This is a genomic window from Actinomycetospora sp., assembly GCF_036497245.1.
GTDB lineage: Bacteria > Actinomycetota > Actinomycetes > Mycobacteriales > Pseudonocardiaceae > Actinomycetospora.
In genome coordinates, this window is record NZ_DASXJS010000167.1 from 15,615 (window position 1) to 40,584 (window position 24,970).

Below are 24,970 nucleotides of genomic sequence, written 5' to 3' on the forward strand. Positions count from 1 at the left end.
TTCGGTGACGGGTGTTGCCGCTGCGACTGCTCATGGCGGGTCCCCGGCCGCCGAGCCGACGAGACTGTCGGGGGGTGCGGTTAGCCTCGATGACATGGCGTTCGCGACCGAGGTCCCCGGGGCCGCGCGGGATTCCCACCACGGCGATTCCGACGACGGAGACACCGGCACGCTGCTCGACAACCCCGAGGGTCTGCCCGATGACGCGCTCGCCGAGTCGGAGTTCCGGCCGATCGGGGAGATCGAGCGCACCGGGGCGCCCTTCGAGGTCGTCAGCCCGTACTCGCCCGCGGGTGACCAGCCGGCGGCGATCGACGATCTCGAGCGGCGGGTCCGGGGCGGCGAGCACGACGTCGTCCTGCTCGGCGCCACCGGTACCGGCAAGTCGGCCACCACGGCGTGGCTGATCGAGCGGGTCCAGCGGCCGACGCTGGTGATGGCGCCCAACAAGACGCTGGCCGCGCAGCTGGCCAACGAGCTGCGTGAGCTGCTGCCGAACAACTCCGTCGAGTACTTCGTCTCGTACTACGACTACTACCAGCCCGAGGCGTACATCGCGCAGACCGACACCTACATCGAGAAGGACTCCTCGATCAACGAGGACGTCGAGCGGCTGCGGCACTCGGCGACCTCGAACCTGCTGCTGCGCCGCGACGTCGTCGTGGTCGCGTCGGTGTCGTGCATCTACGGCCTGGGCACGCCGCAGTCCTACCTCGACCGGTCGGTCAAGCTCGAGGTCGGCGACGAGATCGACCGGGACCAGCTGCTGCGCGCCCTGGTCGACGTCCAGTACCAGCGGAACGACATGTCCTTCGCCCGCGGCACGTTCCGGGTGCGCGGGGACACCGTCGAGATCATCCCGGCGTACGAGGAGCTCGCGATCCGGATCGAGTTCTTCGGCGACGAGATCGAGTCGCTGTACTACCTGAACCCGTTGACCGGCGACGTGGTCAACCAGGTCCAGGACGTCCGCATCTTCCCGGCCACCCACTACGTCGCGGGCCCGGAGCGCATGGAGCGGGCCATCGGGGCGATCGAGAAGGAGCTGGAGGAGCGCCTCGCCGAGCTGGAGAACCAGGGCAAGCTCCTCGAGGCCCAGCGACTGCGCATGCGCACCAGCTACGACATCGAGATGATGCGCCAGGTCGGCTTCTGCTCGGGCATCGAGAACTACTCGCGCCATATCGACGGCCGCGGTCCTGGCACCGCGCCGGCGACGCTGATCGACTACTTCCCGAACGACTTCCTGCTGGTCATCGACGAGTCCCACGTGACCGTGCCGCAGATCGGCGGCATGTACGAGGGCGACATGTCCCGCAAGCGCAACCTCGTCGAGTACGGCTTCCGGCTCCCGAGCGCCACCGACAACCGCCCACTGACCTGGGAGGAGTTCGCCGACCGCATCGGGCAGACGGTGTACCTGTCGGCGACCCCGGGCGACTACGAGATGCGCCAGGCCGGCGGGGAGTTCGTCGAGCAGGTCATCCGGCCGACGGGTCTGCTCGACCCCGAGGTGGTCGTCAAGCCGACGAAGGGCCAGATCGACGACCTCGTCGCCGAGATCCGGTCCCGTGTCGAGGAGAACGAGCGCACGCTGGTCACCACGCTGACCAAGAAGATGGCCGAGGACCTCACCGACTACCTGCTCGAGCTCGGGATCAAGGTCCGTTACCTGCACTCGGAGGTCGACACCCTGCGCCGCGTGGAGCTGCTGCGCGAGCTGCGGTCGGGGGAGTACGACGTGCTCGTCGGCATCAACCTGCTCCGAGAGGGTCTCGACCTGCCCGAGGTGTCGCTGGTCGCGATCCTCGACGCCGACAAGGAGGGGTTCCTCCGCAGCGAGCGCTCCCTCATCCAGACGATCGGCCGCGCCGCCCGCAACGTGTCGGGCCAGGTCCACATGTACGCGGACAAGGTCACCGAGTCGATGCAGTACGCCATCGACGAGACCAACCGGCGCCGCGAGAAGCAGATCGCCTACAACACCGAGCGGGGTGTCGACCCGCAGCCGCTGCGCAAGAACATCAACGACATCCTCGACCGCGTCTACCGCGAGGCCGAGGACACCGAGGTCGAGATCGGCGGGTCGGGCCGCAACGCCTCCCGCGGCCGGCGCGCGGCGGGCGAGGCGGGCGGCACCCGGGGCCACTCGGGCGTCGTCGAGCACCGCGACACCGCGGGGATGGCCCGCGCCGACCTGGCGGACCTCATCCAGCAGCTCACCGACCAGATGATGGCGGCGGCCCGGGACCTGCAGTTCGAGCTCGCGGGGCGGCTGCGCGACGAGATCGCCGACCTCAAGAAGGAGATGCGCGGGATGGACGCGGCCGGCGTCAGCTGACCCGGCTGACGACGGGCGTGCGTGCCCGCGCGGCCCGGCCCGAGGACGACGACTTCGGCCTGCGCCGCGGGCGTCGCGGTTATGCTGCGGGTCACAGGGATAGGGCGTCCCTGGCCGGAGGTGCGCGTGGTGGACGACGGCGTCTGCGCGGTGACGCGGAGCACGGATCTGCGCCGACACGCCCGCCTGCTCCACCAGGCCCACGACGCTCGGCTGTCCGGCGCCGGCTCCCAGACGGTGCGCCGGGTGGTCAGCCGCTCCTGGGACCGCGTCCTGTCCTACGGCGTCGCCCCCGACGGCCGCACGCTCGACGATCCCGCCGGGCCGGCCACCGTCGAGCGCCGACGGGCCGCCTCGCCGATCGCGAAGGTCCTCCCGCAGCTGCGTGCCAGCCTCACCGCGGTGGCCGAGGACGCCGAGCACATCATGGTCGTCACCGCGGCCGACGGGTTCGTGCTCTGGCGCGAGGGCGCGACGCGGGTCGGGCGCCTCGCCGACGACCTCGGGTTCCTCCCGGGCGCCGACTGGACCGAGGCGTCGGTCGGGACGAACGCCATCGGGACCGCGCTGGCCGAGCACGCGTCGGTCCAGCTGTTCTCCGCCGAGCACTTCGTGCGTGCCCAGCACCCGTGGACCTGCACCGCGAGCCCGATCCACGACCCGCGCACCGGCGAGATGCTCGGCGTCGTCGACCTCTCGGGGCCCGCCCCCACGGTGCACCCCACCACGGTCGCGCTGGTCCACACCGCCGTCCGGCTCGCCGAGTCCGGGCTGTGGACCCAGCACGAGGCCCGCCTCGACGGGCTGCGCGCCGTCGCCGCCCCGCTGCTGGCCCGCGAGCACGGCCCCGCCCTCGTGATCGACGACCACGGCTGGGTCGCCGCGTCCACCGGCCTGGCGCCGCGCGACCGGGTGGCGGTCCCCGGCGCCGGGGAGGCGATGCTCGTGCACGGGCTCGGGGCCTGCCTGCCCGAGCGGGTGCCCGGCGGTTGGATGCTGCGTCCGAGCGCGGCGGGGGAGGGGGCCACCCGGCTGCGCCTCGACCCGGGCGGCGATCCGCCCGGGGCGGTCGTCGAGGGCCGGGAGCAGTGGCGGCACGCGCTCTCCCGGCGTCACCAGCAGATCCTCGCCCTGCTCATGTGCGCCGGGACCGCAGGACTGGACGCCGCGGCGCTGAGCCGCGCGCTCTACGACGACGCCGACCACCTCGTCACGGTCCGCGCGGAGCTGTCCCGGCTCCGGCGCGTGCTCGGCGGACTGATCGCGGCGCGCCCGTACCGGATCGCGCCCGGCGTCGAGATCGTCCCGCCCGGCCGCGAGGTACTGGCCCGTCTGCTGGGACCTGCAACACCGCTGCAACTCTGGCCGTGACGGGGGTCACCGCCGTGGGATGAGGTCCAAGCCAACGAGGGAGGACCCATGAAGGCTGCGCGCTTCCACGGACGCGGAGACGTCCGCGTCGAGGAGGTCACCGAGCCCCACCCGGGCCCGGGCCAGGTTCAGATCGCCGTCGAGTGGTGCGGGATCTGCGGCACCGATCTGCACGAGTTCCTCGACGGGCCGATCTTCGCCCCGACCCCCGCGAACCCCCACCCGCTGACCGGTGGCGGCGTTCCCATCACGCTCGGGCACGAGTTCTCCGGGGTGGTCGCCGAGCTGGGCAGCGGCGTGACCGGTCTGTCCGAGGGCGACCGCGTCGTCGTCGAGCCCTACGACGTCTGCGGGAAGTGCAGCGCCTGCAAGGACGGCCGCTACAACATCTGCCGTCAGCTCGGATTCATCGGCCTCGACGGCGACCAGGGCGGCTTCGCCGAGAAGATGACCGTGGACACCCGCTGGGTCCACCGCATCGACGGCCTCACCCCGGAGCAGGGCGCCCTGGTGGAACCCCTCGCCGTCGGTTACCACGCCACCAAGCTGTCCGGCCTGCCCCGCGGCGGGAGCGCGGCGGTCTTCGGCTCGGGCCCGATCGGCCTGGTCACCGCCGCAGCACTGCGCGCGACCGGTGCGGGACAGGTGATCGTCGTGGAGCCGGCCGACGCCCGGAAGGCCAAGGCCCCCGGCGCGGGCGCCGACCACGTGCTCGACCCGACCGAGGTCGACGTCCCCGAGGCGATCCGCGAGCTCACCGACGGCCGCGGCGCCGACGTGACCTTCGAGTGCGCGGGGGTCGACGAGGTGCTGACCGCGGCGATCGCGAGCACCCGGCCCGGCGGGACCTGCGTCAACGTCTCCATCTGGGGCCACCCGGCGTCGTTGGACATGAACTCGCTGGTGTTCTCCGAGATCCACCTCATCGGCTCGCTGGCCTACGCGAACCGGCACGAGGAGGTGATCGACCTGATCCGCTCCGGCACGGTCGACGTCGACCAGTTCATCACCGGGCGCATCGGGCTCGACGACATCGTCGATCAGGGCTTCCGGGAGCTGATCGACCACAAGGAGTCCAACGTCAAGATCCTGGTGCAGCCGTGAGCGCGGCGCAGGGACGCGTCGCGGTCGTCACCGGGGCCGGCCGCGGGATCGGGGCCGCGATCGCCCGGCGGCTCGCCTCGGACGGGCTCGCGGTCATGGTCTCCGACGTGGACGGCGGGTCCGCCGCCGACACCGCGAAGGCCATCGTCGCGGACGGCGGGCGGGCGGTGGCGCAGGTCGCGGACGTATCCGACCGCGACGCCTGCTTCGCGCTGGTCGCCGCTGCCCGCGAGGAGCTCGGCGGCCTCGACGTCATGATCTCCAACGCCGGGATCGCCCAGGTCAAGACGCTGCTCGAGGTCACGCCCGGCGACCTGGAGCACATGCTCGGGGTGAACGTGGGCGGCGTGCTGTGGTGCCTCCAGGCGGCGGCCGAAGCGATGATCGAGATGGGGCGCGGCGGGAAGATCATCTCCGCGTCGTCCATCGCCGGTCACCAGGGCTTCGACCACCTGGGCCACTACTCGGCCTCGAAGTTCGCCGTCCGGGCGCTCACCCAGGCCGCGGCGAAGGAGCTGGCGCCCCACGGGATCACGGTGAACGCGTACTGCCCGGGGATCGTCGGGACGACGATGTGGGACGAGATCGACGTCGGGCTCGGGCGCTACCTCGGGACGGGCAAGGGCGAGGCGCTCGCGCAGTACGCGAAGCTCATCCCGCTGGGCCGGGTGCAGACCCCGGAGGACGTGGCCTCGTTCGTCTCGTACCTGGCGAGCCCGGACGCGGACTACATGACCGGGCAGGCGCCGATGATCGACGGCGGGATCGTGATGGTGTAGGTGCGCTCCGCGCTCGTGAGCACTTTCCGGTGCCATGACACCGGAAAGTGCTCACGAGGGCTTCGCCCACCTACCCCGAGTGGCGGCGGTCGAGATGATCTGGGTAACATCACCGTCATGATCGCGCGACGGGGAGAGGTAGTACTCCGGCGCGTCGGGTGAGCCAGGCTCCCGGCGCGCAGTGCCATCGTGCGCGACCGTGGGCCACGCACGATCCCCGAGAACCTGGCTCGGATTCCATCCAGCGGATCCAGTTTCTCCAGGAGCTTGTCGTGACCACCCTCGAACCCGCCCGCATCGCCGCCGCCGACGTCGAGCGCGCCGTCAACGGCCCGGGCCGTCGGCCCTCCCGCCTGCCCCGCCCGTGGACCATCGTCACCACCGGTGGCATGCCGGGCGTCATGTCCCTCGCCTCGCGGCTCTGCGAGCTCGGCTACCGGGTCCCGGACTTCTCCGTCGACGTCCACGAGGGCGTCTCCTGCTCCAGCATCTCGTGCACCGTCGCGCTCACCACCGACGAGCAGGACGCGTTCGCCGACGGCGTCCGCCGCCTTCCCGGCGTGCTCAGCGTCGAGCCCTTCTAGACACCGGGCGCGGCAAATCGGTCGCGGTCCGGGCCGTCGGCGCCCTAGCGTCTCCGGACATGATCCCGCGCCCCGACTCTTGAGTCCCCCGACGACGGCGCCCTCACCCGGCACCGTCGTTGACGCTGCCCGAACCGCTGACCCCGGGCCGCTTCCTGCTCGCGATCCTGCGGTCGCGGCCCTGGCTCGCGGTGGGCACGGTCGTCGTCGGCACCCTCTGGCTGGTGCCCGGTGCGGTGATCCCGCTCGTCGCGGGGTCGGCCGTGGACGCCGGGGTCGCCCGGGGTGACACCGGGGCCCTCGTCCGTGACGTCGCGGTCGTCGTCGCCCTCGGGCTCGCCCAGATGGTGAGCGGGGGAGCGCTGGACTTCCTCGACCACGGCATGTGGCTGCACGGCGCGTCCGCCACCCAGCGCACGGTCAACGCGCACGTCCTGCGGCTCGGCGCCTCCCTGGCGCCGCAGGCCTCCAGCGGTGAGGTCACCGCGGTCACCACCTCGGACGCCGCCAAGATCGGGAACCTGTTCGAGACGTTCGGACGGTTCACGGGCTCGGTGGTGGCGTTCGCGGTGGTCGGCGTCGGGCTGTTCGCGCGCTCGCCGGTCCTGGGAGCGGTGGCGGTCGTCGGCGTCCCCCTGGCCGTCATCGGCATCGGGCCCCTGCTCGGGCCCCTGCAACGACGGCGCGACGCCCAGCGCGACGAGCTGTCCGCGGTGAACGCGCTGGCCGGCGACATCGTCTCGGGCCTGCGGATCCTCCGCGGGGTCGGGGGCGAGTCCCGGTTCGCGGCGCGGGTCGGCGACGCCACCGCGCGCGTCCGCGACGCCGGGGTGCTCGTCGCCCGCAGCACCGCCTGGCTCGCCGCGGCCGAGGTGCTGCTCCCGGGAGCGGTCCTCGTCGTGATCACCTGGCTGGGCGCCCGGCTCGCCGTGGCCGGCACGATCAGCCCCGGCGAGCTCGTGGCGGTCTACGGCGCGTCGGCGTTCCTCGTCATCCCGGTCACCACCGCGACCGAGGCCGCCGGATCGCTGGCCTCGGCCCGGGCGGGCGCGCGCACGGTGGTGCGGCTGCTCGGGCTGCGACCGCTGCTGGTGGCGACGCCCGACCCGGTACCCATCCCGCCCGGCTCGGTGTCCCTCGACGACCCGGTCACCGGCCTGCACGCCCCCGCCGGGGCGCTCACGGTGGTCGACGCCGGGCCTGGGGCGTCCGCGCTGGCCGCCCGGCTGGCTCGCTTCGCCGACCACACCGAGCCCGCGCGCGTCGCGGGCGTGCCGGTCGACCGCGCCGACCTCGCGGCCCTGCGACGGCGGGTGGTGCACGCCCACCCCGAGGACCTGTGGTTCTCGGGACGGCTGCGCGACGAGCTGGTCGTCCACGGAGCCCTCGACGTGGACACGGCCCTGGACGCGGCCGCCGCGACCGAGATCGTCGACGGCTTCCCCGGCGGCCTCGACGAGGCCCTGGGCGAGCGCGGCCGGGAGGTCTCGGGCGGTCAGCGGCAGCGCTTGGCCCTGACGAGGTCGCTGCTCACCGACGCGGACGTCCTCGTCCTCGAAGAACCCACCTCCGCGGTCGACGCCCACACCGAGGCGTGGATCGCGGCCCGGGTCGCGGTGCTGCGCCGCGGCCGGACCACGGTCGTGCTCACCCAGGGCTCGCCGTGGCGCCACGTCGCCGACCACGTCGTCGACCTCACCCGCACCCTGGAGAGGAGCATCCGATGACCGCCGTCCTGGGCTACGCGACCCCCCGCGAGGCGTGGGCCTGGGCGCGCGGGGTGCTGCGCGCCCACCGCAGCCGGGCCGCCGCGACGGCCGGGTGCTTCCTCGCCGCGGCCGCGGCCGGGCTGGTCGGGCCGCAGCTGCTCGGCGCGCTCGTCGACGAGGTGGCCACCGGAGGGCGCTCCACCGCGCGCATCGACCTGCTCGCGGCGGCGTTCCTCGCGGCGCTGGTGGTGGCGGCGGTGCTGCGGCGCTCGGCGCGGTGGCGGGCCGGGGTCCTGGGTGAGGAGCTGCTCGCGGCCAACCGCACCCAGCTCGTCGACCGGGCGCTGGCCCTCCCGTTGGCGACGGTCGAGTCGGTCGGCACCGGGGCGCTGCTCTCGCGGGCGACCACCGACCTCGACCGCGTGGACTCCGCGCTGCGCCAGGGGGTCCCGGAGGTCCTGACCGCGGTCGTCACGGTCGTGCTGACCGTCGCCGCGATGGTCGTGACGTCGCCGCTGCTCGCCCTCGCGCTGCTCGTGGCCGTCCCGACGGTGGTGCTCCCGACGCGGTGGCTGTGGCGCCGCCTGCCCGCAGCGATGCTGCGGATGCTCGACGCGTGGGCCGGGCTCGCCTCGCGGGCGCACGAGTCGACGGCCGGCGCGCGCACCCTCGACGCGCACGGACTCGTCGAGCGCCGGGTGGCGGGCGACGACGACGCGCTCGTCGCGAGCATCGACCGGGAGCGGGACGTGCGCGCGCTGCACGTGCGCTGGACACCGTGGCTGGAGCTCTCCCACGTGCTCCCGGTGGCCGCGACGCTGGTCCTGGGGGCGTGGGCGTACGGCGCCGGGCTGGCCTCGCTGGGCGAGGTGACCACGATGGTCCTCTACGTCCAGGCTCTCGCCCTCCCCCTCGACGAGTCGCTGTGGTGGGTGGAGGACCTCATGGTCGCGGTGGTGGCGCTGCGCCGGGTGCTCGGCGTGCGGGTGCCCGAGCCGAGCGCCGTCGTGGGCGTCGCCCGGCACGACGGCGAGCGCGGGCTGCACCTCGAGGCCGTCCGGTTCGCCTACCGGGAGCACCGCCCGGTGCTGCGCGGGATCGACCTGCACGTCCCGCCCGGCGAGCGGCTCGCGGTGGTCGGCGGCTCGGGGGCGGGCAAGTCGACGCTGGCACGCCTGGTCGCGGGCATCTCGGCCCCGACGTCGGGCGCGGTCCGACTCGACGGCCGCGAGGTCACCACCCTCGACGACGACACGCTGCGCGGCGAGGTGCTGCTGCTGACCCAGGAGCACCACGTCTTCACCGGCTCGGTGCGCGACAACCTCGCGCTGCCCGCCGGGGACCACGCCGACGACGACCTGCGCGCCGCCCTGGAGCTCGTCGGGCTCGGCGACTGGTTCGCGACGCTGCCCGACGGGCTCGCCACCGCCGTCGGGTCCGGGGCCGTGTCCGTGCCCGCGCCGGTCGCCCAGCAGCTCGCGCTCGCACGGGTGGTCCTCGCCGACCCCGGCACCGTCGTGCTCGACGAGGCCACCTCCCTGCTCGACACCGCCGCCGCGCGCCGGGCCGAGGGCGCGCTCGACCGGGTGCTCGCCGGGCGCACGGTCATCGCGATCGCGCACCGGCTGCACACCGCGGCCGCCGCGGACCGGGTCGCGGTGATGGAGGACGGCATGATCGTCGAGCTCGGTCCGCCCGGGGTGCTGCGCGACGCGGACGGGCCGTACGCGCGGCTGGTGGCGGCGGCGTCGGACTGACCGACGTGGGGCCGTGCGGCGCGAGTCGCGGCGCGGGGGCACTCTGGAGTCGTCACCGCCGGCGAGGAGGACCTCCGTGCCCGACACCCCCGACGGGGGCCGCTCCCAGCCCGGGGGTGGCTCCCTGTTCGACGATCTGTTCGGTCGGCTCGTCGACCTCGACCTCGGCGTGCTGTTCGGCGACCCCGACGCCGAGCGGGACCGGCAGGATCCGTCGTCGGCACCCGACGACCGGACCCGCACCGACCCGTCGTCGGGACCCGGATCCGGTCGGCCCCCGCGGCGGACGCCCGCCCTGGACCGGCACGGTCACGACCTCACCGCCGACGCGCGGGCGGGACGGCTCGACCCCGTCATCGGGCGGGACACCGAGGTCGCGCAGGTCGTGGAGGTGCTCGCCCGACGCAGCAAGAACAACCCGGTGCTGCTGGGGGAGCCCGGCGTCGGGAAGACGGCGATCGTCGAGGGGATCGCGTCGCGGATCGTCGAGGGACGCGTACCGGAGGCGCTGCGCGGGGTCCGGGTCGTCACGGTGGACCTGGGCGGGATGGTCGCCGGGACGAAGTACCGCGGCGAGTTCGAGGAGCGGCTGACCGCGGTGCTGGCGGAGGCCTCCCACCCGGACGTCGTGCTCTTCGTGGACGAGATGCACCTGCTCGTCGGGGCGGGCGCCGGCCACGAGGGCACCATGGACGCCGCGTCGATGCTCAAGCCCGCCCTCGCCCGGGGCGCGCTGCGGCTGATCGGGGCGACGACGACCGCCGAGTACCGCCGCCACGTCGAGCCCGACGCCGCGCTCGCCCGCAGGCTCGCGACGATCACCGTCGAGGAACCGACCCCGGAGCAGGCGCTGGCCGTCCTGGACGGGACCGTCGCGCGCTACGAGGCGCACCACCGCGTCATCCTGCCGCCCGCGACCCGCCGGACGGCCGTCGACCTGACGACGAAGCACGTCCACGAGCGCCGGCTGCCCGACAAGGCGCTCGACGCGCTCGACCGCGCCGCCGCCCGGGTCCGCACCCGCGCGTCGGAGGACGGCACGCCCGGCACCCCGACGGTGACCCCGGCCGACGTCGCGCAGGTCGTCGCGGACACCACCGGCCTGCCGGTCGCCGACCTCACCGACGACGAGCGCACCCGTCTGCTCGACCTCGACGCGAGGCTGTCCTCGAGGGTCGTCGGGCAGGACCCCGCGGTGGACACCGTGGTCGACGCGGTCCTCGCCGGGCGCGCGGGGCTCGCCGACCCGTCCCGGCCCGTCGCGTCGCTGCTGTTCGTCGGCCCGACCGGCGTCGGGAAGACCGAGCTCGCGCGGGCACTGGCGGCGACGCTGCACGGCACGGGTGACGCGCTGGTCCGGTTCGACATGGCCGAGTTCGCCGAGAAGCACACCGTCTCCCGGCTCACCGGTGCCCCGCCCGGCTACGTCGGGCACGACCGGCCGGGCGAGCTCACCGAGGCGGTGCGCCGCCGGCCGTCGTCGGTGGTGCTGTTCGACGAGATCGAGAAGGCGCACCCCGACGTCGTCGCCGTGCTGCTCGGGATCCTCGACGCGGGCCGCCTCACCGACACCCACGGGCGGACGGCGTCGTTCACCGACACCGTCGTGATCATGACGTCGAACCTGGCCGCGGCGGAGCTGGCGGTCGCGGGCGCGGCCGTCGAGGCGGCGCGGGACCCGGTGATGACGGTGCTGCGGCGGTCGCTGCGCCCGGAGCTGCTGGGGCGGATCGACGACGTCGTGCTGTTCCGGCCGCTCTCCGACGAGCTCCTCGCTCAGGTGGTCGAGCTGGCGCTGACCGCGACCCGGGAGCGGCTCGCGGCGCAGGACGTGACGCTGACCGTCACCCCGGCCGCGCTCACCCTGCTGGCCGGCCGGGCCGACCGGCGCGCCGGGGCGCGCGGACTGCGCCAGGTGGTGGCCCGCGAGGTGGAGCGCCCGATCGCGCGGCGGATCATGGCGGGGGCGGCGCCGCCCGGGGCGGAGGTCGTGGTGGACACGGACGCCGCGGGGACGGCGGTGACGTTGGAGGTAGGTGCCTCCGGCATGTGAGCACTTTCTGGTGTCATAGCACCCGAAAGTGCTCACGAGGCCGAAGGCCACCTACTCCACCGTCACCGACTTCGCGAGGTTGCGCGGCTTGTCGATGTCGCGTCCGAGCTCGGCGGCGCAGTGGTACGCGAGCAGCTGCAGCGGCACGCCGAGCAGGATCGGGTCGAGCTCCGGCTCCAGGCGCGGGACCCGCAGCACGGCGTCCGCGAGCCCGTCGGGCAGGTCGGCGTTCGTCACCGCGATCACCGGGCCGCCGCGGGCCTTGACCTGCTCGATCGTCGAGATGTTCTTGGCGACCACCTCGTCGTCGGGGACCACCACCACGCACGGCATCGACGCGTCCACCAGCGCCAGCGGGCCGTGCTTGAGCTCCGAGGCGGCATAGGCCTCGGCGTGCACGTAGGAGATCTCCTTGAGCTTCTGGGCGCCCTCCCGCGCGACCGCCGACCCCCGCACGCGGCCCAGGTAGAACATCGACCGCGCGTGGGCGTACTTCCGCGCGACGGCCGCCACCTCCTGCTCCGCGAGCAGCGCGGTCTCGACGGCGTCCGGGAGCCGCCGCAGGCCCTCGACCAGGCGCCCGCCGTGGGCCGCCGAGAGGTCGCGCACCCGCCCCAGCAGCAGCGCGAGCAGCGCGAACGACGTCGTCATCGAGCTGAACGCCTTGGTCGAGGCCACCGAGACCTCGGGACCGGCGTGGATGAACATGCCCGCCCCGCACTGCCGGGCGATCGCCGAGCCGATCACGTTGACGCACCCGACGACTCGCCCGCCCTTGCGCTGCAGCTCCTCGACGGCGGCCAGGGTGTCGATGGTCTCGCCCGACTGGCTCACCGCGACGTAGAGCGTGTCGGGGTCGACCATCGGGTTCCGGTAGCGGAACTCGCTGGCCTGCTCGGCGTCGGCGGGCACGCGGGCCAGCTCCTCGACGAGGGCGGCGCCCATCTGCCCGGCGTAGAGCGCGGACCCGCAGCCGAGGAAGGTCACCCGGCGGATCCCGCGCAGCTCGCGGGGGTCGAGCCGGAGCCCGTCCAGCCTCGCCGTCGCGAACCGGGTGTCGAGCCGGCCGGCCAGGACCCGGCGCAGCGCGGCCGGCTGCTCGTGGATCTCCTTGGAGAGGAAGTCGACGTGGCCGTCGAGGTCGTAGTCGTCGTCGTTCACGTCGACCGTGGTGGGCGGCCCGAGCCGGGAGCCCTCGTAGCCGCCGGCGGTGACGGTGGCGAGCTCGCCGTCGGCGAGGAACACGACCTGGCGGGTGTGCCGGACGAGGGCCGCGACGTCGGAGGCGACGAACATCTCGCCGTCGCCGAGCCCCAGCACGATGGGGCTGCCGTTGCGGGCGACGACGAGCTCGTCGGGACGCTTCGCGTCGAGGACGACGAGACCGTAGGTCCCCTCCACCACGCGCAGCGCCTCGCGAACCGCCTCCTCGAGGGTGCGCGACTCGTCGGCGGCCACCTCCTTCGCGATGAGGTGGGGGAGGACCTCGGTGTCGGTGTCGCTCGCGAAGCTCACGCCATCCGCGGCAAGCTTGGCGCGCAGCTCGTCGGCGTTCTCGACGATGCCGTTGTGGACGACGGCGATCCGGCCGGCGGCGTCGGTGTGCGGGTGGGCGTTGCGCTCGCTCGGCTCGCCGTGGGTCGCCCAGCGGGTGTGGGCGATGCCGACCTTGCCGGGGCTGGGCTCGTCGCCGATGGCGGCGCGGAGGTCGTCGACGCGTCCGACGGCCTTCGTCGTCCGCAGGGACTTCCGGTAGGCGACGGCGAGCCCGGCCGAGTCGTACCCGCGGTACTCCAGGCGGGCGAGTCCCTCGACGAGGATCCTCGCCGCGGGTCGGGTGCCGACGTACCCCACGATGCCGCACATACGCAGTGCTCCTCTTTCTTCGGCGTCTCAGCCGTAGACGATGCGTCGCAGGCGCCGCTCGGACAGGGATCCGGGCGCGACCGGCCGACGGGTGAGCTCGTCGGCGATCACGGTCCAGATCTCCGCGTTGCGCTTCTCGCGGGCCTGCAGCTCCCGGTGACGTCGGCGCACGTACTCCTCGGCGGTCTCCGAGTAGTAGGCGACGACGTCGGCCACCACGCGCGCGGCGACCGGCCCGGGAAGACCCGTCGACTCCGCGACGTGGCGGACGAGCTCGGGGTCCATGACGCCGAGCTTGCCCGCAACGGCCACCGCAGCGCCACTTTCCTGCCCGGTGGCGGGCAGGAAAGCCGCGATCGTGACGCTAAGAGGCGGCCGGGGTCGGCCCCACGTAGCGGGCCGAAGGCCGGATGATCGTCGACGACTCCGCCTGCTCGAGGACGTGGGCGCACCATCCCACGACCCGGCTGACCGCGAACGTCGGCGTGAACATCTCCCGGGGCACGCCGGCGAGCGCCATGACCACGCCGGCCCAGAACTCCACGTTCGCCCGCAGGTCCCGTCCCGGCCGGTGCTCGGCGAGCAGGGCCTCGGTGCGGTCCTGGACGGTCTCGGCCAGCGCGACGATCTCGCCGCCCGGGAGATCGGCGAGGTCGCGGGCCACCTCGCGCAGCATGACCGCGCGCGGGTCGGCGGTGCGGTACACGGCGTGGCCGAACCCCATGATCCGGTCGCCGGTCGCGAGCTTGGCCCGCACGTAGGCATCGATGCGATCGGGGGAACCGATCTCGTCCACCGCCTCGAGCGCGCGGTCCGGGGCGCCGCCGTGCAGCGGGCCCGCGAAGGTCCCGAGGGCGGCGACGACCGCGGAGGCCACGTCGGTGCCCGCCGAGGCCGCCACCCGCGCGGTGAACGTCGACGCGTTGAAGCCGTGATCGATGGTCGCGACGAGGTAGCGCTCGACGGCGGCCGCGGCCCGCGGGTCGGGCTCGGTGCCGTGCAGCAGGTACAGCCAGGCGGCGCCATCGTGCAGGTCGTCGCGCGGGACGACGGGCTCGAGACCGCGGCGCAGGCGGTACAGGGCGGCGAGGATCGTCGGGGTGGCGGCGACGACGCGCAGCGCGTCGGCCCGGCGCGCCCGCGGGGTGGCACCCCAGACGGGGGCCAGGTCGTCGGCCGCGCCGAGGGTCGCGAGGGCGGCGCGCAGCCCGGCCAGTGGCTGGAACCCCCGTCCCGCCGCGGCGAGGGTCGGGAGCACCGCGCGGACGGCGTCGGGCAGCTCCCGGCGCTCGGCGAGCTCGGCGCGGAACCGCGCGCGCCCGTCCGCCTCGGCGTGCCGTCCCGGATCCCCGTCGGGGAGCTCCCCGTCGAGGACCAGCGCCGCGACGTCGTCGAAGGTCCGCGTGCGCGCGAGCTCGACCGCCGAGCGGCCCCGGTAGTGGTAATAGCCCTCGGCGCCGCGGACGTCGCCGATCGCGGTGTCACTGACCGCCACCCCGCGCAGCCCGGCGGGGACGGTCTCGATCGTGGTCATGGCGCGACGATGCGCTCGCCCGATCAAGGCAGTCAATCTTGATACGGTCAACCCTCGTGACGACCCTGACGACGGCGGAGGCGGCGGTCCGGCTCGGCGTGAAGCCCGACACGCTCTACGCGTACGTGAGCCGTGGCCTGCTCACGTCCACCCGGGGCACGGGCGGGCGGGCCAGCACGTTCGACGCCGCCGAGGTCGATGCGCTCGCCGCCCGCCGGGGCGCCGCCCGCCGCCCCACCGGGGTCGCGGAGACGATCACGACGCGGCTGACGCTCCTCGCCGACGACGAGGTCTACTTCTGCGGCCTGTCCGCCACCGACCTCGCCCGCACCGAGACCCCGGAGCGCGTCGCGGCGCTGCTCTGGCTCGGCGACCTCGACGCCGAACTGCCGGAGCCGGAGGTCGACGACGTCGTCGGGCCGGTGCGGGACCTGGTGGCCGCGATGCCCGGGCGGCCCCGGCCGACCGACCGGCTCCGGGTCGCCGTCGCGACCCTGGCCGCGCTCGACCCGTGGCGGTTCGACCTGGCGCCCGCGGCCGTCGTCGCGACGGCGATGCGGTGCCGTCGCGGGATGATCGCCGCCCTGGGCGAGGGCGGGCTGTGGCCGGCTCTCGTCTCCGAGCCCGCGCCGGAGCCGCCCGAGGTGCTGCGCACCGCGCTCGTCCTGCTCGCCGACCACGGTCTCGCCGCCTCCACGATGGCCGCGCGGGTGGCGGCGAGCGCGCGGGCGCATCCGTACGCGGTGGTCTCGGCGGGCCTGGGGGCGCTGGACGGCCCGGTGCACGGCACGGCGAGCACGGCGGCGTTCCGCTTCCTGGCCGAGGCGCTCGCCGACCCGGAGGCCGCCGTGGCCGAGCGGCTGCGCGCGGGGGAGCGGCTCCCCGGGTTCGGGCACTCGATCTACCGCGAGCGTGATCCGCGGGCGGCGGTGCTGCTGGACCTCATCCCCGGGACCGAGGCGGCGGTGCTCGTCGAGCGGCTGACGGCGGCGGTGGCGGGCCGGCCGGGGGTGTTCCCGAACGTCGACCTGGCGCTCGCGGCCGTGCAGCACGTCCACGGGATGCGGCCCGAGGCCGGGGAGGCGATCTTCGCGGTGGCGCGAACCGTCGGGTGGATCGCCCACGCGCTCGAGCAGTACGCCGACCCGGGCCTGCGGTTCCGGGTGGAGGGGGCGTATGTGGGCCGGAGGCCACCTACGACGTGATGTCCTTGCGCCGGAACCACCAGACCGCCGTCGCCCCGAACGCCGTCGCCCACACCAGGCCCGAGAGCGCCCCGCGCACGACCTCACCGGCGTCGACGTCGAGGGTCAGCAGGTCCGACCACGCGAAGTCGTAGTGGGTGGGGAGGGCGTCGCGGATCGAGCCGAGCGCGTCAATGGTGTCGAGGATCTGGGACAGGATCGAGACCATCACCGCGCCGCCGACCGCCCCGAGCGGCGCGTCGGTGGCCACCGAGAGCAGCGTCGCGACGCCTCCGACCCAGCCCAGGTACAGCGCGAGGTAGACGACGACGAGCGCCAGGCGCAGCACCGCGGTGCCGTAGGGCAGCGACTCCCCGGTCGGCGAGGAGTAGGCGCCGTCGCCGTAGACCAGCGTGCCCAGCGCCAGCGCGACCACGGGGAGCAGCACGAGCACGGACGCCGAGAGGATCCCCGCGACGATCACCTTCTGGCGCAGCAGCCGCACGCGGGGCACCGGGATCGCGAGCAGGTAGCGCAGCGACGACCACGACGCCTCGCTCGCGACGGTGTCGCCGAAGAACAGCGCCACGACCACCACGAACAGGAAGCTCGCCGAGGAGAACAGCGCGAACACCGTGAAGTTCGGCCCGGAGGTCTGCGCGAGGTCAGTCAGTGACACCCCGGCCGCACCGGGCGGTGAGGAGTTGCCGACCGAGAACGCGATCCAGAGCACCACCGGCAGCACCACGGCCAGCGCGAGGGTGATCTGGGTCCGCCTGCGCCGGAGCTGGCGCAGCAGTTCGATCCGCACCGGCAGCGTCGTGCCGGTCGAGGCCTGCCGTGGCCCCAGCCGATGGTCCTCGAGCCCGGTCATGACGGCCCCTCCTCCCCGATCAGGGCCAGGAACGCGTCCTCGAGCCGGCGCCGTGGCCCGACCCCGACCACGTCGATCCCGGCGTCCACGAGCAGCCGCACCACCGCCGCCCGCTGCGACGGCCCGGCGTCGCGGCCCACGTCGACCACGACGACGTCGTCCCGGTCCCGGTCCGCCTCGGCCGCGTTCTCGCCCGCGGCGACCAGCGCGACGGCGCGGTCCCGCTCGTCCGCCGGGACCGTGATCGCCAGCTGCCCGCCCGCGACCAGCTCCGCGACCTCACCCGAGGCCACCACCTCGCCGCGGTGCATGACGACGACGTGGCTGCACGTCTGCTCGACCTCGGCCAGCAGGTGGCTCGAGACGAGCACCGTGCGGGGGCTGCCGTCGCCGAGCGGCGTGCCGTCCGCGGCTCGTCCCGCGGCATAGCCCCGCAGCACCTCGCGCATGGCGTGGATCTGGGGCGGGTCGAGGCCGTTGGTGGGCTCGTCGAGCACGAGCAGGTCGGGCAGCCCGAGCATCGCCTGCGCGATCGCCAGGCGCTGGCGCATGCCCTGCGAGTAGGTCTTCACGGTGCGGTCGAGCGCGGTGCCGAGCCCGGCGATCGCCAGCGCCTCCGCCATGCGGGCCTCGGGCAGCGGACGGCCGGTCGCCGCCCAGTAGAGCTCGAGGTTGGACCGCCCGGACAGGTGCGGCAGGAACCCCGGGCCCTCGACGAACGAGCCGAGCCGCCCGAGCACCGGCGCGCCGGGCACCACGCGCACCCCGAACACGCGCAGCTCGCCGGCGGTGGGCCGGATGAGGCCCATGAGCATGCGGAGCGTCGTCGTCTTTCCCGCGCCGTTGGGGCCGAGCAGCCCGAGCACCTGCCCGCGCTCCACACGGAAGCCGACGTTCCGGACCGCCACGAACCCGTTCCGGAAGGTCTTCGCGAGCCCGCGCACCACGAGCGGGACGCCGACGAGGTCCGGGTCGACGGCGAGGTCCCCGCCGGGCTCGAGGTCCCGACGACGGCGGCGCGCGGCCACCACGCGCCCGACGACGACCGCGAGCAGCACCCCCGCGAGCAGCACCCCGATGGCGACGACGGGCCCGAGCGGCACGCTCGTCCCGCTCGCCTCGGTGCCGGGCACGCTCGGGACGGAGAGCGCCGCGGGAGCGGAGCGGTCGAGGTCGATGCGGTAGACGGCCGGGTCGGGAGGGGAGGCGAAGCCCTGGTCGGTGGTCGCGAGCGCGACCTCCAGGCGGTGCCCGGCCGCCACGGTCGCGACGATGCCGGGCAGGGTCACCGTCACCGGAACCGCGCTCCCGTCGGCGGGCAGTGCGGGCAGGCGCACCGGGGCGACGGCGGAGCCCAGCAGGGTCCGGGTCGGTGGGCCGCCGTTCGTGCCGGGCGCCACGTCGTAGACCTTGCCGAAGAGCACCGGGCCGGTCGCGGGGCTCGTCACCCCGGGCCTCGCGGCGGCGGGCGGTGCGGCCACGGTCACCCGCACCTGGGACGACCCGGAGATCACGGCGCGTGCGGGCAGCGGTGCGGTGCTGAACGAGGCGGCCTGGCCGGGGAGGTCGGACGCGAGCCGACCGAGCAGGGCGCCCGCCCCACCGGAGCCCGAACCGCCACCGCCACCGGACCCCGAGCCGCCCGACCCCGAACCGCTCGACGACCCGCCCGCCGCGCCCCCGGCCAGGGCGGCCAGCCCCGGCACGCTGGAGATCGAGCCCGGCACGCCGCCGGCGGGCGAGACGACCGTCTGCGCCGCCCCGGACAACGGCAGGTCCTGCCTCCCGACGGGTGCCGCGCCCGCCAGACCGGGGTAGGCGGGCGCCGTGACCACCCGTTGGGTCGGGATCGACCGGCTCCGCACCCCGGAGGGCAGCACGTAGGTGAAGCTCGTCGGCGGGGCGGACCCGACGCCGAGCAGGTAGTGGTCGAGCCACCCGGCGATCCGCGCGTCGGTGCGGTCGTCCGGGGACCCGCCGTCGTGCCCGCCGTTGAACCAGGCGACGGCGACGGTGCCGCCCCCGGCGGCGATCCCGCGGGCCGTGGCGTCGGCCTGGTCGAGGCCGAACAGCGTGTCGTTCTCGCCCTGGACCAACAGCGTCGGCGCCGCGATCCGGGAGGCCACCGAGGCGGGGGAGGAGCGCGCGAGGTACGCGGCGAGCGCCGGCGGCTCCCGCCCGGTCCGCACGGCGTCGACGTAGCCGGCGCACACCTCGGGCGCGAACCGACCGCAGACGTCGGGAGCGGCCTGACCGGGCGAGCGCTGGCCGATCCCGAAGAAGAGCGACGCCCAGGACCGCTTGAAGACCCCGTCGGCGCCGTCCGCCCCGGGAGCGGGCGTCCCCGCCGTCACCGGTGCCGCGGAGCCCTTGTTCGGGAAGAGCGCCTGCCCGAGGTCGTTCCAGGTGATCAGCGGGACGGTGACGTCGACGCGGCGGTCGTAGGCGGCCAGCAGCAGCGCCAGCGCGCCGCCGTAGGAGCCCCCGGTGACCCCGACCCGGGGGTCGCCCGGGCCGTCGAGACGGACCTCGGGGCGTGCGGCGAGCCAGTCCACGAGCTGCGAGGCGTCGGCCACCTCGTAGTCGGGGTTGTTCAGCGCGATCTGGCCGGTGCTCGCCCCGAACCCGCGGGCCGACCACGCGAGCACCACGTAGCCGCGGGCCGCCAGGGACCGTGCCTCGCCCGCCACCGAGTCCTTGGTCTGCCCGAAGCCGTGGGCGAGCAGGACGGCGGGCGCGGGGGTCGTCGCGGGCAGGTAGAGGGTGGCGTCGAGCGACTGCGGCTGGGTGCGCCCTGGCCCGTCGCGCACGTCGATGCGCAACGCCTGCTCCCGCGTGCCCGCCGAGCCCGGTGTGCCGGCGTCCTGGGCGAGCGCCACGGGAGCCCCGAGCGCCACCAGCAGCGCCACGAGGGGCAGCACGACGGCGCCCGCGAGGGCGCGGGAGCCCATCACCCGCGGAAACCTGGGAGGGCGCTTCACCCGCGAAACCCTAGGTGCGGGCGGTGTGCTCGGCGTGCGGAGCACCGCCCCGACCACCCTGTGCGTGGCGTGAGACACCCGGAGTGAACCCCTGAGGACTCCGTGCAATGCTGTGCGCAGGAGGGGAGTATCCCCAGACGGCCTGCGAACGCCTCGTCAGCACGGCAGCGGAAAGATGTCCGGTGCGTTCAGCGCCGCGGCCCGGACCCGGGCAGGCGGCGACGGGAGAGACCTCCGGTGTGGATCAGCGACACCCACCGGAGGAGAAGTGCGCCTCGTGCTCCCCACAGCGCCACCCCTGCCCGACACCGACGCGGTGCTGCCCCCGCCCGCCGGCCCCATGCTGCCCCTGCCCGCCGGCGCTGTGCTGCCCCCGCCCGCCGACCCCCTCCCCGCGTTCACCCCCTCGCTCCCGCCTCCCGGCGGTGAGCCGTTCTGGGTCTGGGCCGCGACCATCGCGGGCCTGCTCGCGATCTTCGCGATCGACCTGTGGGCGGGTAGGCGCGCGCACGCGGTGACGATGCGCGACGCCGGGCGCGGTGTGGCGATCTACGTCGGGCTCGCGGTGCTCTTCGCGGCGGGACTGGTGCTGTTCGGGGGGCGGCACACCGCGACCGCGTTCATCGCGGGCTACGTCACCGAGTACTCGCTCTCGGTGGACAACCTCTTCGTGTTCCTGCTGATCATGACGGCGTTCGCGGTGCCGAGGGCGTTCCAGCACCGGGTGCTGCTGGTCGGCATCCTCATCGCGCTGGTGATGCGCGGCGGGTTCATCGTCGCCGGGGCCGCGGTGCTCTCCGCCTTCTCGTGGGTCTTCTACCTCTTCGGGGCCTTCCTCCTGCTGACCGCGATCAAGGTGATGCGGGGGGACGACGAGGACGAGGAGTACCGGGAGAACGTCCTCGTCCGGACGGTCCGCCGGGTCCTTCCGGTCACCGACTCCTACCGGGAGGGCCGGTTGACCGTCGTCGAGCACGGCAAGCGCTGGGTGACCCCGATGCTCATGGTGATGATCGCGATCGGGCTCACCGACCTGCTGTTCGCGCTCGACTCGATCCCGGCGATCTTCGGGCTCACCAAGGACGCCTACATCGTCTTCACCGCGAACGCCTTCGCCCTACTGGGGCTGCGGCAGCTCTACTTCCTGCTCGACGGGCTGCTCTCGCGGCTGGTCTACCTCAAGTACGGCCTGGGCCTCATCCTCGGCTTCATCGGCGTCAAGCTGGTGCTCGAGGCCCTGCACACGAACACCCTGCCGTTCATCAACGGCGGCCGCCCGGTACCGGTCGTCCTCATCGGCATCGAGGTCTCCCTCGGCGTCATCGTCGGTGTGCTCGCCGTCACCACCGTCGCGAGCCTGCTGCGCACACGCCTGCGCGAGCGCGCGACCGTCTGAGCCCGGGACGCGTCCTCACGGCGCCCCCGCCTCTGCGCTGGCACTCTCGACGGGGGAGCTCGCGAGCAGGCGGGCCCGACGGCACCGGACGGAGCGCGGGTGGCAGCACTTCTCGACCGGCGCCGCGACGGCGGGCCGGCCGGATCGACGTCCCCCGGCGGGTCCCCGCCGATCGCGGCCGTCCGGCGCAGGCGCTGGGCGATCGTCGTGGGCGTGCTGGCGCTGGTCGTCGCGATCCCGGCCGTCGTCGCCTCGTGGCCGGTGGACCCGGCGACGACGCTGACCCCCACCCAGCTGCGTGACCGTGTCACCGCCTCGTCCGACGTGCCCTGGAGCGGCTACGCCGAGAGCTCCGGCGGGCTGAACCTCCCCGACGTCGCCCAGTTCTCCGACGTCACGACGCTGCTCTCGGGCACCTCCCGCCTGCGGGTCTGGTACGCCGCGCCCGACGACTCCCGGGTCGACCAGCTCTACCCGACCGGCGAGCGCAGCCGCTACACCACACCCACCGGCCAGGCCGTCTGGGACTACGGCGCCCAACTGCTCACCCTCGTGCGCCGCGACCCGGTGGTGCGCCTGCCCCGCCCCGACGACCTGCCCCCACCGCAGCTCGCCCGCCGGCTGCTCTCCGGGACCGCCCGCGACGACGCGGTGTCCCCGCTGCCCGCCCGCCGCCTCGCCGGGGTGGACGCCGCCGGGTTCCGGGTCGCCGTCGCCGATCCCCGCACCACCGTGGGCGCCGTCGACGTGTGGGCCGACCCGGACAGCGGCCTGCCCGTCGCCGTCGAGGTCCGCACGAAGGACGCCGCCGGGCGGCTCGCCGCCGGACCCGTCGTCGTGAGCACGATGCTCGACCTCGACCAGTCGCCGCCCGACCCGGCGGTCCTCGAACCGCACGCCGGCCCCGGCGCCGGTACCACCCGCAGCCCCACCTCGGACCTCTTCGGCGTCCTCGGCCGCGGCAGCCCGGCCGCGGTGCCCGCCCGCGTGGACGGCGTCGCCCGCGAGCGACCGCAGCGCGGGTTCGCCGCGATCGGGCAGTACGGCACCTCGCTGTCGCAGCTGGTCGTGGTGCCGCTCCCCACGGCCCTGGCGACCTCGTTGCTGTCCAACATCAGCCGTGGCGGGACGGCGGGCCGCACCGTGGCGGTCGAGCCGCAGCCGGGCGCCCGGGGCCAGTCGAGCAGCACCCAGGCGGGTGCGCTCGCCTCGCCGCTGCTGCAGCTGGCCGTCGTCCGCGTGGGCGACCGCGCCTGGGCGATCGGCGGCCTCGTCCCCGACACCGTCCTCGACCGCGCCGTCTCCGACGTCGCCGGGAGTGCCTCGTGAGCGCCGACCGTGAGGTCCGGGGCAGCCCGACCGCGACGGAGCCCGACCCGCTGCCCGCCCAGCGGCGCCGCGCCCGGCAGGCCACCGCACTGCCCGGCCCCACGGCGATCGACGCGCCGCTGGTGATCGAGACCCGCGGGCTGACCAAGCGGTACGGCTCGCGGACCGCGGTCGACGACGTCGACCTCCACGTCGCGCGCGGTGACCGCTACGGCTTCCTCGGCCCCAACGGTTCGGGCAAGACGACCCTCGTGCGGATGCTGCTCGGGCTCGTCTACGCCACCCGCGGGGAGATCCGGGTGCTCGGCCGGGAGATCCCGCACCAGGTGCACGAGGTGCTGCCCGCGATCGGGGCGATGGTCGAGGGCCCCGCCGCCTACGGCCACCTCTCCGGGCGGGCGAACCTCGACCTGCTCGACGCGTCCGGGCCCGGCGGCCGCTCGGGGCGCAAGCGCCGCGTGGAGGAGGCCCTCGAGCGCGTCGGCCTGGCCCGGATCGACCGCCGCCCGGTGCGCACCTACTCCCTCGGCATGCGCCAGCGCCTCGGGCTCGCGGGCGCGCTGCTCACGCGCCCCGACCTGCTGATCCTCGACGAGCCCACCAACGGACTCGACCCGCACGGCATCCGGGAGATCCGCGAGCTGCTGATCGAGCTGAACGGGGAGGGCACGACGGTGTTCCTCTCCAGCCACCTGCTGGCCGAGATCGAGGCGCTGTGCACGCGGGTCGGCGTCGTGGACCACGGCCGCCTGGTGCTCGAGGAGCCGATGGACGCGGTCCGGCGCGCCACCGGCCGCATCGTCGTCACCACGCCCGACGTCGACCGCGCGCTCGCCGTGCTCGGGCGGGCCGTGGTCGACCGCACCGAGGACGGCGGGCTCGTCGTCGCCCCCGCCGACGGCGACGGCTCCCACGGGCTGGCCCGCCACCTCGTCGCCCACGACGTGCGCCTCGACGCGCTGGCCCCCGAGCGGGTGAGCCTGGAGGACGTCGTCGTGGACCTCACCGGGCCGGGTGACGACCGGGCTCCCGGGGACGACCGGGCGAAGGGGAACGCCTGGTGATCGTCGTCGAGCTCCGCAAGCTCTTCCGGCGCCCGCGGACCTGGGTGACGATCGGGCTGCTGTGCCTGCTCCCCGCGATCGTCGCCGGCTTCCTGGCCTCGACCCGGATCACGCCGCCGCCCGGGCAGGGTGCGGCGTTCCTCTCGGCGGTGCTGGAGTCCGGGTCGCTCTACCCCGCGGCGGCGCTCGCGCTGGTGCTGCCGATCTTCCTTCCGGTCGCGGTCGCCGTCGTGGCCGGTGACGCGGTGGCGGGGGAGTCGACGACCGGGACGCTGCGCTACCTGCTGGTCCGGCCGGTCCGGCGCACCGCCCTGCTGGGCGCGAAGCTCGTCTCGGTGATCGTGTTCGTGGTGGTCACCGTCGCCGCCGTCGCCGGGACGTCCTATGTCGTCGGGGTGACGCTCTTCGGCGCGGGCGACCCGGTCGCCGTCGTCAACGCCATCCCGCAGATCGGCGGGCCCGGCGGGGGCGGGTCGTCCTCGGGGGCGACCGGCTCCTCGGGCTCCTCGGGCTCCGCGAACGGTCCGGCGGCCGCGGCGCCTGCGGCCCCCGGTGCGTCCCCGCCCGCGTCGGGAACGCCGGGTACCGGCTCGACGACGGCCCTCGACCCCACCGAGGCCCGCGACCGCGCCGCCGACTCGGTGTCCTCGCTCTCCGGGGACCCGCTCTCGCCGGGCGATCTCGCGCTGCGGCTGCTCGGCGCGATGGGGTACATCACGATCTCCATGCTCGGCGTGGGCGCGATCGCGTTCTTCCTCTCCACGGTGACGGCGTCCGCCCTGGGCGCCACCCTCGGGGCGCTCGCCGCGCTGATCACCTCACAGGTGCTGGTGACCCTCGACGCCGCCGCCTCGGTGACCCCGTACCTGCCGACCCGCTACTGGCTCGCGTGGATCGACTTCTTCCGCGACCCGATCTTCCTGCGCGACATCCGGGCGGGCGTTCTCGTCCAGCTCGCCTACGTCCTGGTGCTGATGGTCGCCGCGTGGGCGAACTTCACGACGAAGGACGTGGCCGCCTGAGCTAGCGTGCCGGATCCACCAC

General features: G+C 74.7%; 18 protein-coding genes. 13 read left to right on the top strand and 5 right to left on the bottom strand.

The features are described from left to right. Positions 1 to 94 precede the first annotated feature (94 nt). The 8 genes from uvrB (at position 95) to VGI02_RS17690 (ending at position 11,698) form a co-directional block, all read left to right on the top strand. Complete coding sequence (gene uvrB, locus VGI02_RS17655) at positions 95 to 2,341, top strand: excinuclease ABC subunit UvrB (RefSeq protein ID WP_331629177.1); 2,247 nt, start codon at positions 95 to 97, stop codon at positions 2,339 to 2,341. Positions 2,342 to 2,470: 129 nt separating this feature from the next. Further along, entirely contained in the window at positions 2,471 to 3,712 is a 1,242-nt protein-coding gene (locus VGI02_RS17660) for a GAF domain-containing protein (protein ID WP_331629179.1), read from the top strand. 48 nt (positions 3,713 to 3,760) lie between these two features. Further along, positions 3,761 to 4,816: a 2,3-butanediol dehydrogenase gene (locus VGI02_RS17665; RefSeq protein WP_331629181.1), complete on the top strand. Its 1,056-nt coding sequence runs from the start codon at positions 3,761 to 3,763 to the stop codon at positions 4,814 to 4,816. Next, a complete protein-coding gene (locus VGI02_RS17670; RefSeq protein WP_331629183.1) occupies positions 4,813 to 5,595 on the top strand; it encodes an acetoin reductase in 783 nt (260 codons plus the stop codon). The genes VGI02_RS17665 and VGI02_RS17670 overlap by 4 nt, the downstream gene beginning before the upstream one ends. A 272-nt stretch (positions 5,596 to 5,867) precedes the next feature. Continuing rightward, positions 5,868 to 6,179: a hypothetical protein gene (locus VGI02_RS17675; protein WP_331629185.1), complete on the top strand. Its 312-nt coding sequence runs from the start codon at positions 5,868 to 5,870 to the stop codon at positions 6,177 to 6,179. A 119-nt stretch (positions 6,180 to 6,298) separates the two neighbouring features. Beyond that, positions 6,299 to 7,906, top strand: coding sequence for an ABC transporter transmembrane domain-containing protein (locus VGI02_RS17680; RefSeq protein ID WP_331629187.1), 1,608 nt, complete (start codon positions 6,299 to 6,301; stop codon positions 7,904 to 7,906). Then, the gene (locus VGI02_RS17685; RefSeq protein ID WP_331629189.1) at positions 7,903 to 9,645 is read left to right on the top strand and encodes an ABC transporter ATP-binding protein; all 1,743 of its coding nucleotides are present in this window, start codon (positions 7,903 to 7,905) and stop codon (positions 9,643 to 9,645) included. Before VGI02_RS17680 ends, VGI02_RS17685 begins: the two co-directional genes overlap by 4 nt. Before the next feature lie 76 nt (positions 9,646 to 9,721). Beyond that, complete coding sequence (locus tag VGI02_RS17690; protein ID WP_331629191.1) at positions 9,722 to 11,698, top strand: AAA family ATPase; 1,977 nt, start codon at positions 9,722 to 9,724, stop codon at positions 11,696 to 11,698. A gap of 51 nt (positions 11,699 to 11,749) precedes the next feature. On the opposite strand, the gene glmS is transcribed toward VGI02_RS17690, so the two are convergent. From glmS to VGI02_RS17705, 3 genes are all read right to left on the bottom strand, one after another. Further along, entirely contained in the window at positions 11,750 to 13,564 is a 1,815-nt protein-coding gene (glmS, locus tag VGI02_RS17695; RefSeq protein ID WP_331629193.1) for a glutamine--fructose-6-phosphate transaminase (isomerizing), read from the bottom strand. A gap of 27 nt (positions 13,565 to 13,591) precedes the next feature. Beyond that, positions 13,592 to 13,849 carry a hypothetical protein gene (locus VGI02_RS17700; protein ID WP_331629195.1) on the bottom strand — a complete coding sequence of 86 codons (258 nt, stop codon included), beginning with the start codon at positions 13,847 to 13,849 and terminating at the stop codon, positions 13,592 to 13,594. Positions 13,850 to 13,928: 79 nt separating this feature from the next. Then, the gene (locus VGI02_RS17705; protein WP_331629197.1) at positions 13,929 to 15,098 is read right to left on the bottom strand and encodes a citrate/2-methylcitrate synthase; all 1,170 of its coding nucleotides are present in this window, start codon (positions 15,096 to 15,098) and stop codon (positions 13,929 to 13,931) included. A gap of 56 nt (positions 15,099 to 15,154) precedes the next feature. Between VGI02_RS17705 and VGI02_RS17710 the strand changes: the two genes are divergently transcribed. Next, positions 15,155 to 16,303, top strand: coding sequence for a citrate/2-methylcitrate synthase (locus VGI02_RS17710; protein ID WP_331629199.1), 1,149 nt, complete (start codon positions 15,155 to 15,157; stop codon positions 16,301 to 16,303). Here the strand turns inward: VGI02_RS17710 and VGI02_RS17715 are convergent. Both VGI02_RS17715 and VGI02_RS17720 read right to left on the bottom strand, forming a co-directional pair. Continuing rightward, positions 16,293 to 17,156, bottom strand: a complete 864-nt coding sequence (locus VGI02_RS17715; RefSeq protein WP_331629201.1) for an ABC transporter permease — start codon at positions 17,154 to 17,156, stop codon at positions 16,293 to 16,295. The two genes, VGI02_RS17710 and VGI02_RS17715, sit on opposite strands and share 11 nt — an antisense overlap. Then, complete coding sequence (locus VGI02_RS17720; RefSeq protein WP_331629251.1) at positions 17,153 to 20,107, bottom strand: alpha/beta fold hydrolase; 2,955 nt, start codon at positions 20,105 to 20,107, stop codon at positions 17,153 to 17,155. Before VGI02_RS17720 ends, VGI02_RS17715 begins: the two co-directional genes overlap by 4 nt. Before the next feature lie 307 nt (positions 20,108 to 20,414). Here VGI02_RS17720 and VGI02_RS17725 point away from each other — a divergent pair, with 307 nt between their 5' ends. The 4 genes from VGI02_RS17725 to VGI02_RS17740 all read left to right on the top strand — a co-directional run bounded on the left by VGI02_RS17725 (position 20,415) and on the right by VGI02_RS17740 (position 24,948). Next, positions 20,415 to 21,533 carry a TerC family protein gene (locus tag VGI02_RS17725; protein WP_331629203.1) on the top strand — a complete coding sequence of 373 codons (1,119 nt, stop codon included), beginning with the start codon at positions 20,415 to 20,417 and terminating at the stop codon, positions 21,531 to 21,533. 99 nt (positions 21,534 to 21,632) lie between these two features. Next, a complete protein-coding gene (locus tag VGI02_RS17730) occupies positions 21,633 to 22,862 on the top strand; it encodes a hypothetical protein (RefSeq protein WP_331629205.1) in 1,230 nt (409 codons plus the stop codon). Then, complete coding sequence (locus tag VGI02_RS17735) at positions 22,859 to 23,926, top strand: ABC transporter ATP-binding protein (RefSeq protein ID WP_331629207.1); 1,068 nt, start codon at positions 22,859 to 22,861, stop codon at positions 23,924 to 23,926. The genes VGI02_RS17730 and VGI02_RS17735 overlap by 4 nt, the downstream gene beginning before the upstream one ends. After that, entirely contained in the window at positions 23,923 to 24,948 is a 1,026-nt protein-coding gene (locus tag VGI02_RS17740; protein ID WP_331629209.1) for a DUF2705 family protein, read from the top strand. Before VGI02_RS17735 ends, VGI02_RS17740 begins: the two co-directional genes overlap by 4 nt. Positions 24,949 to 24,970: the final 22 nt, after the last annotated feature.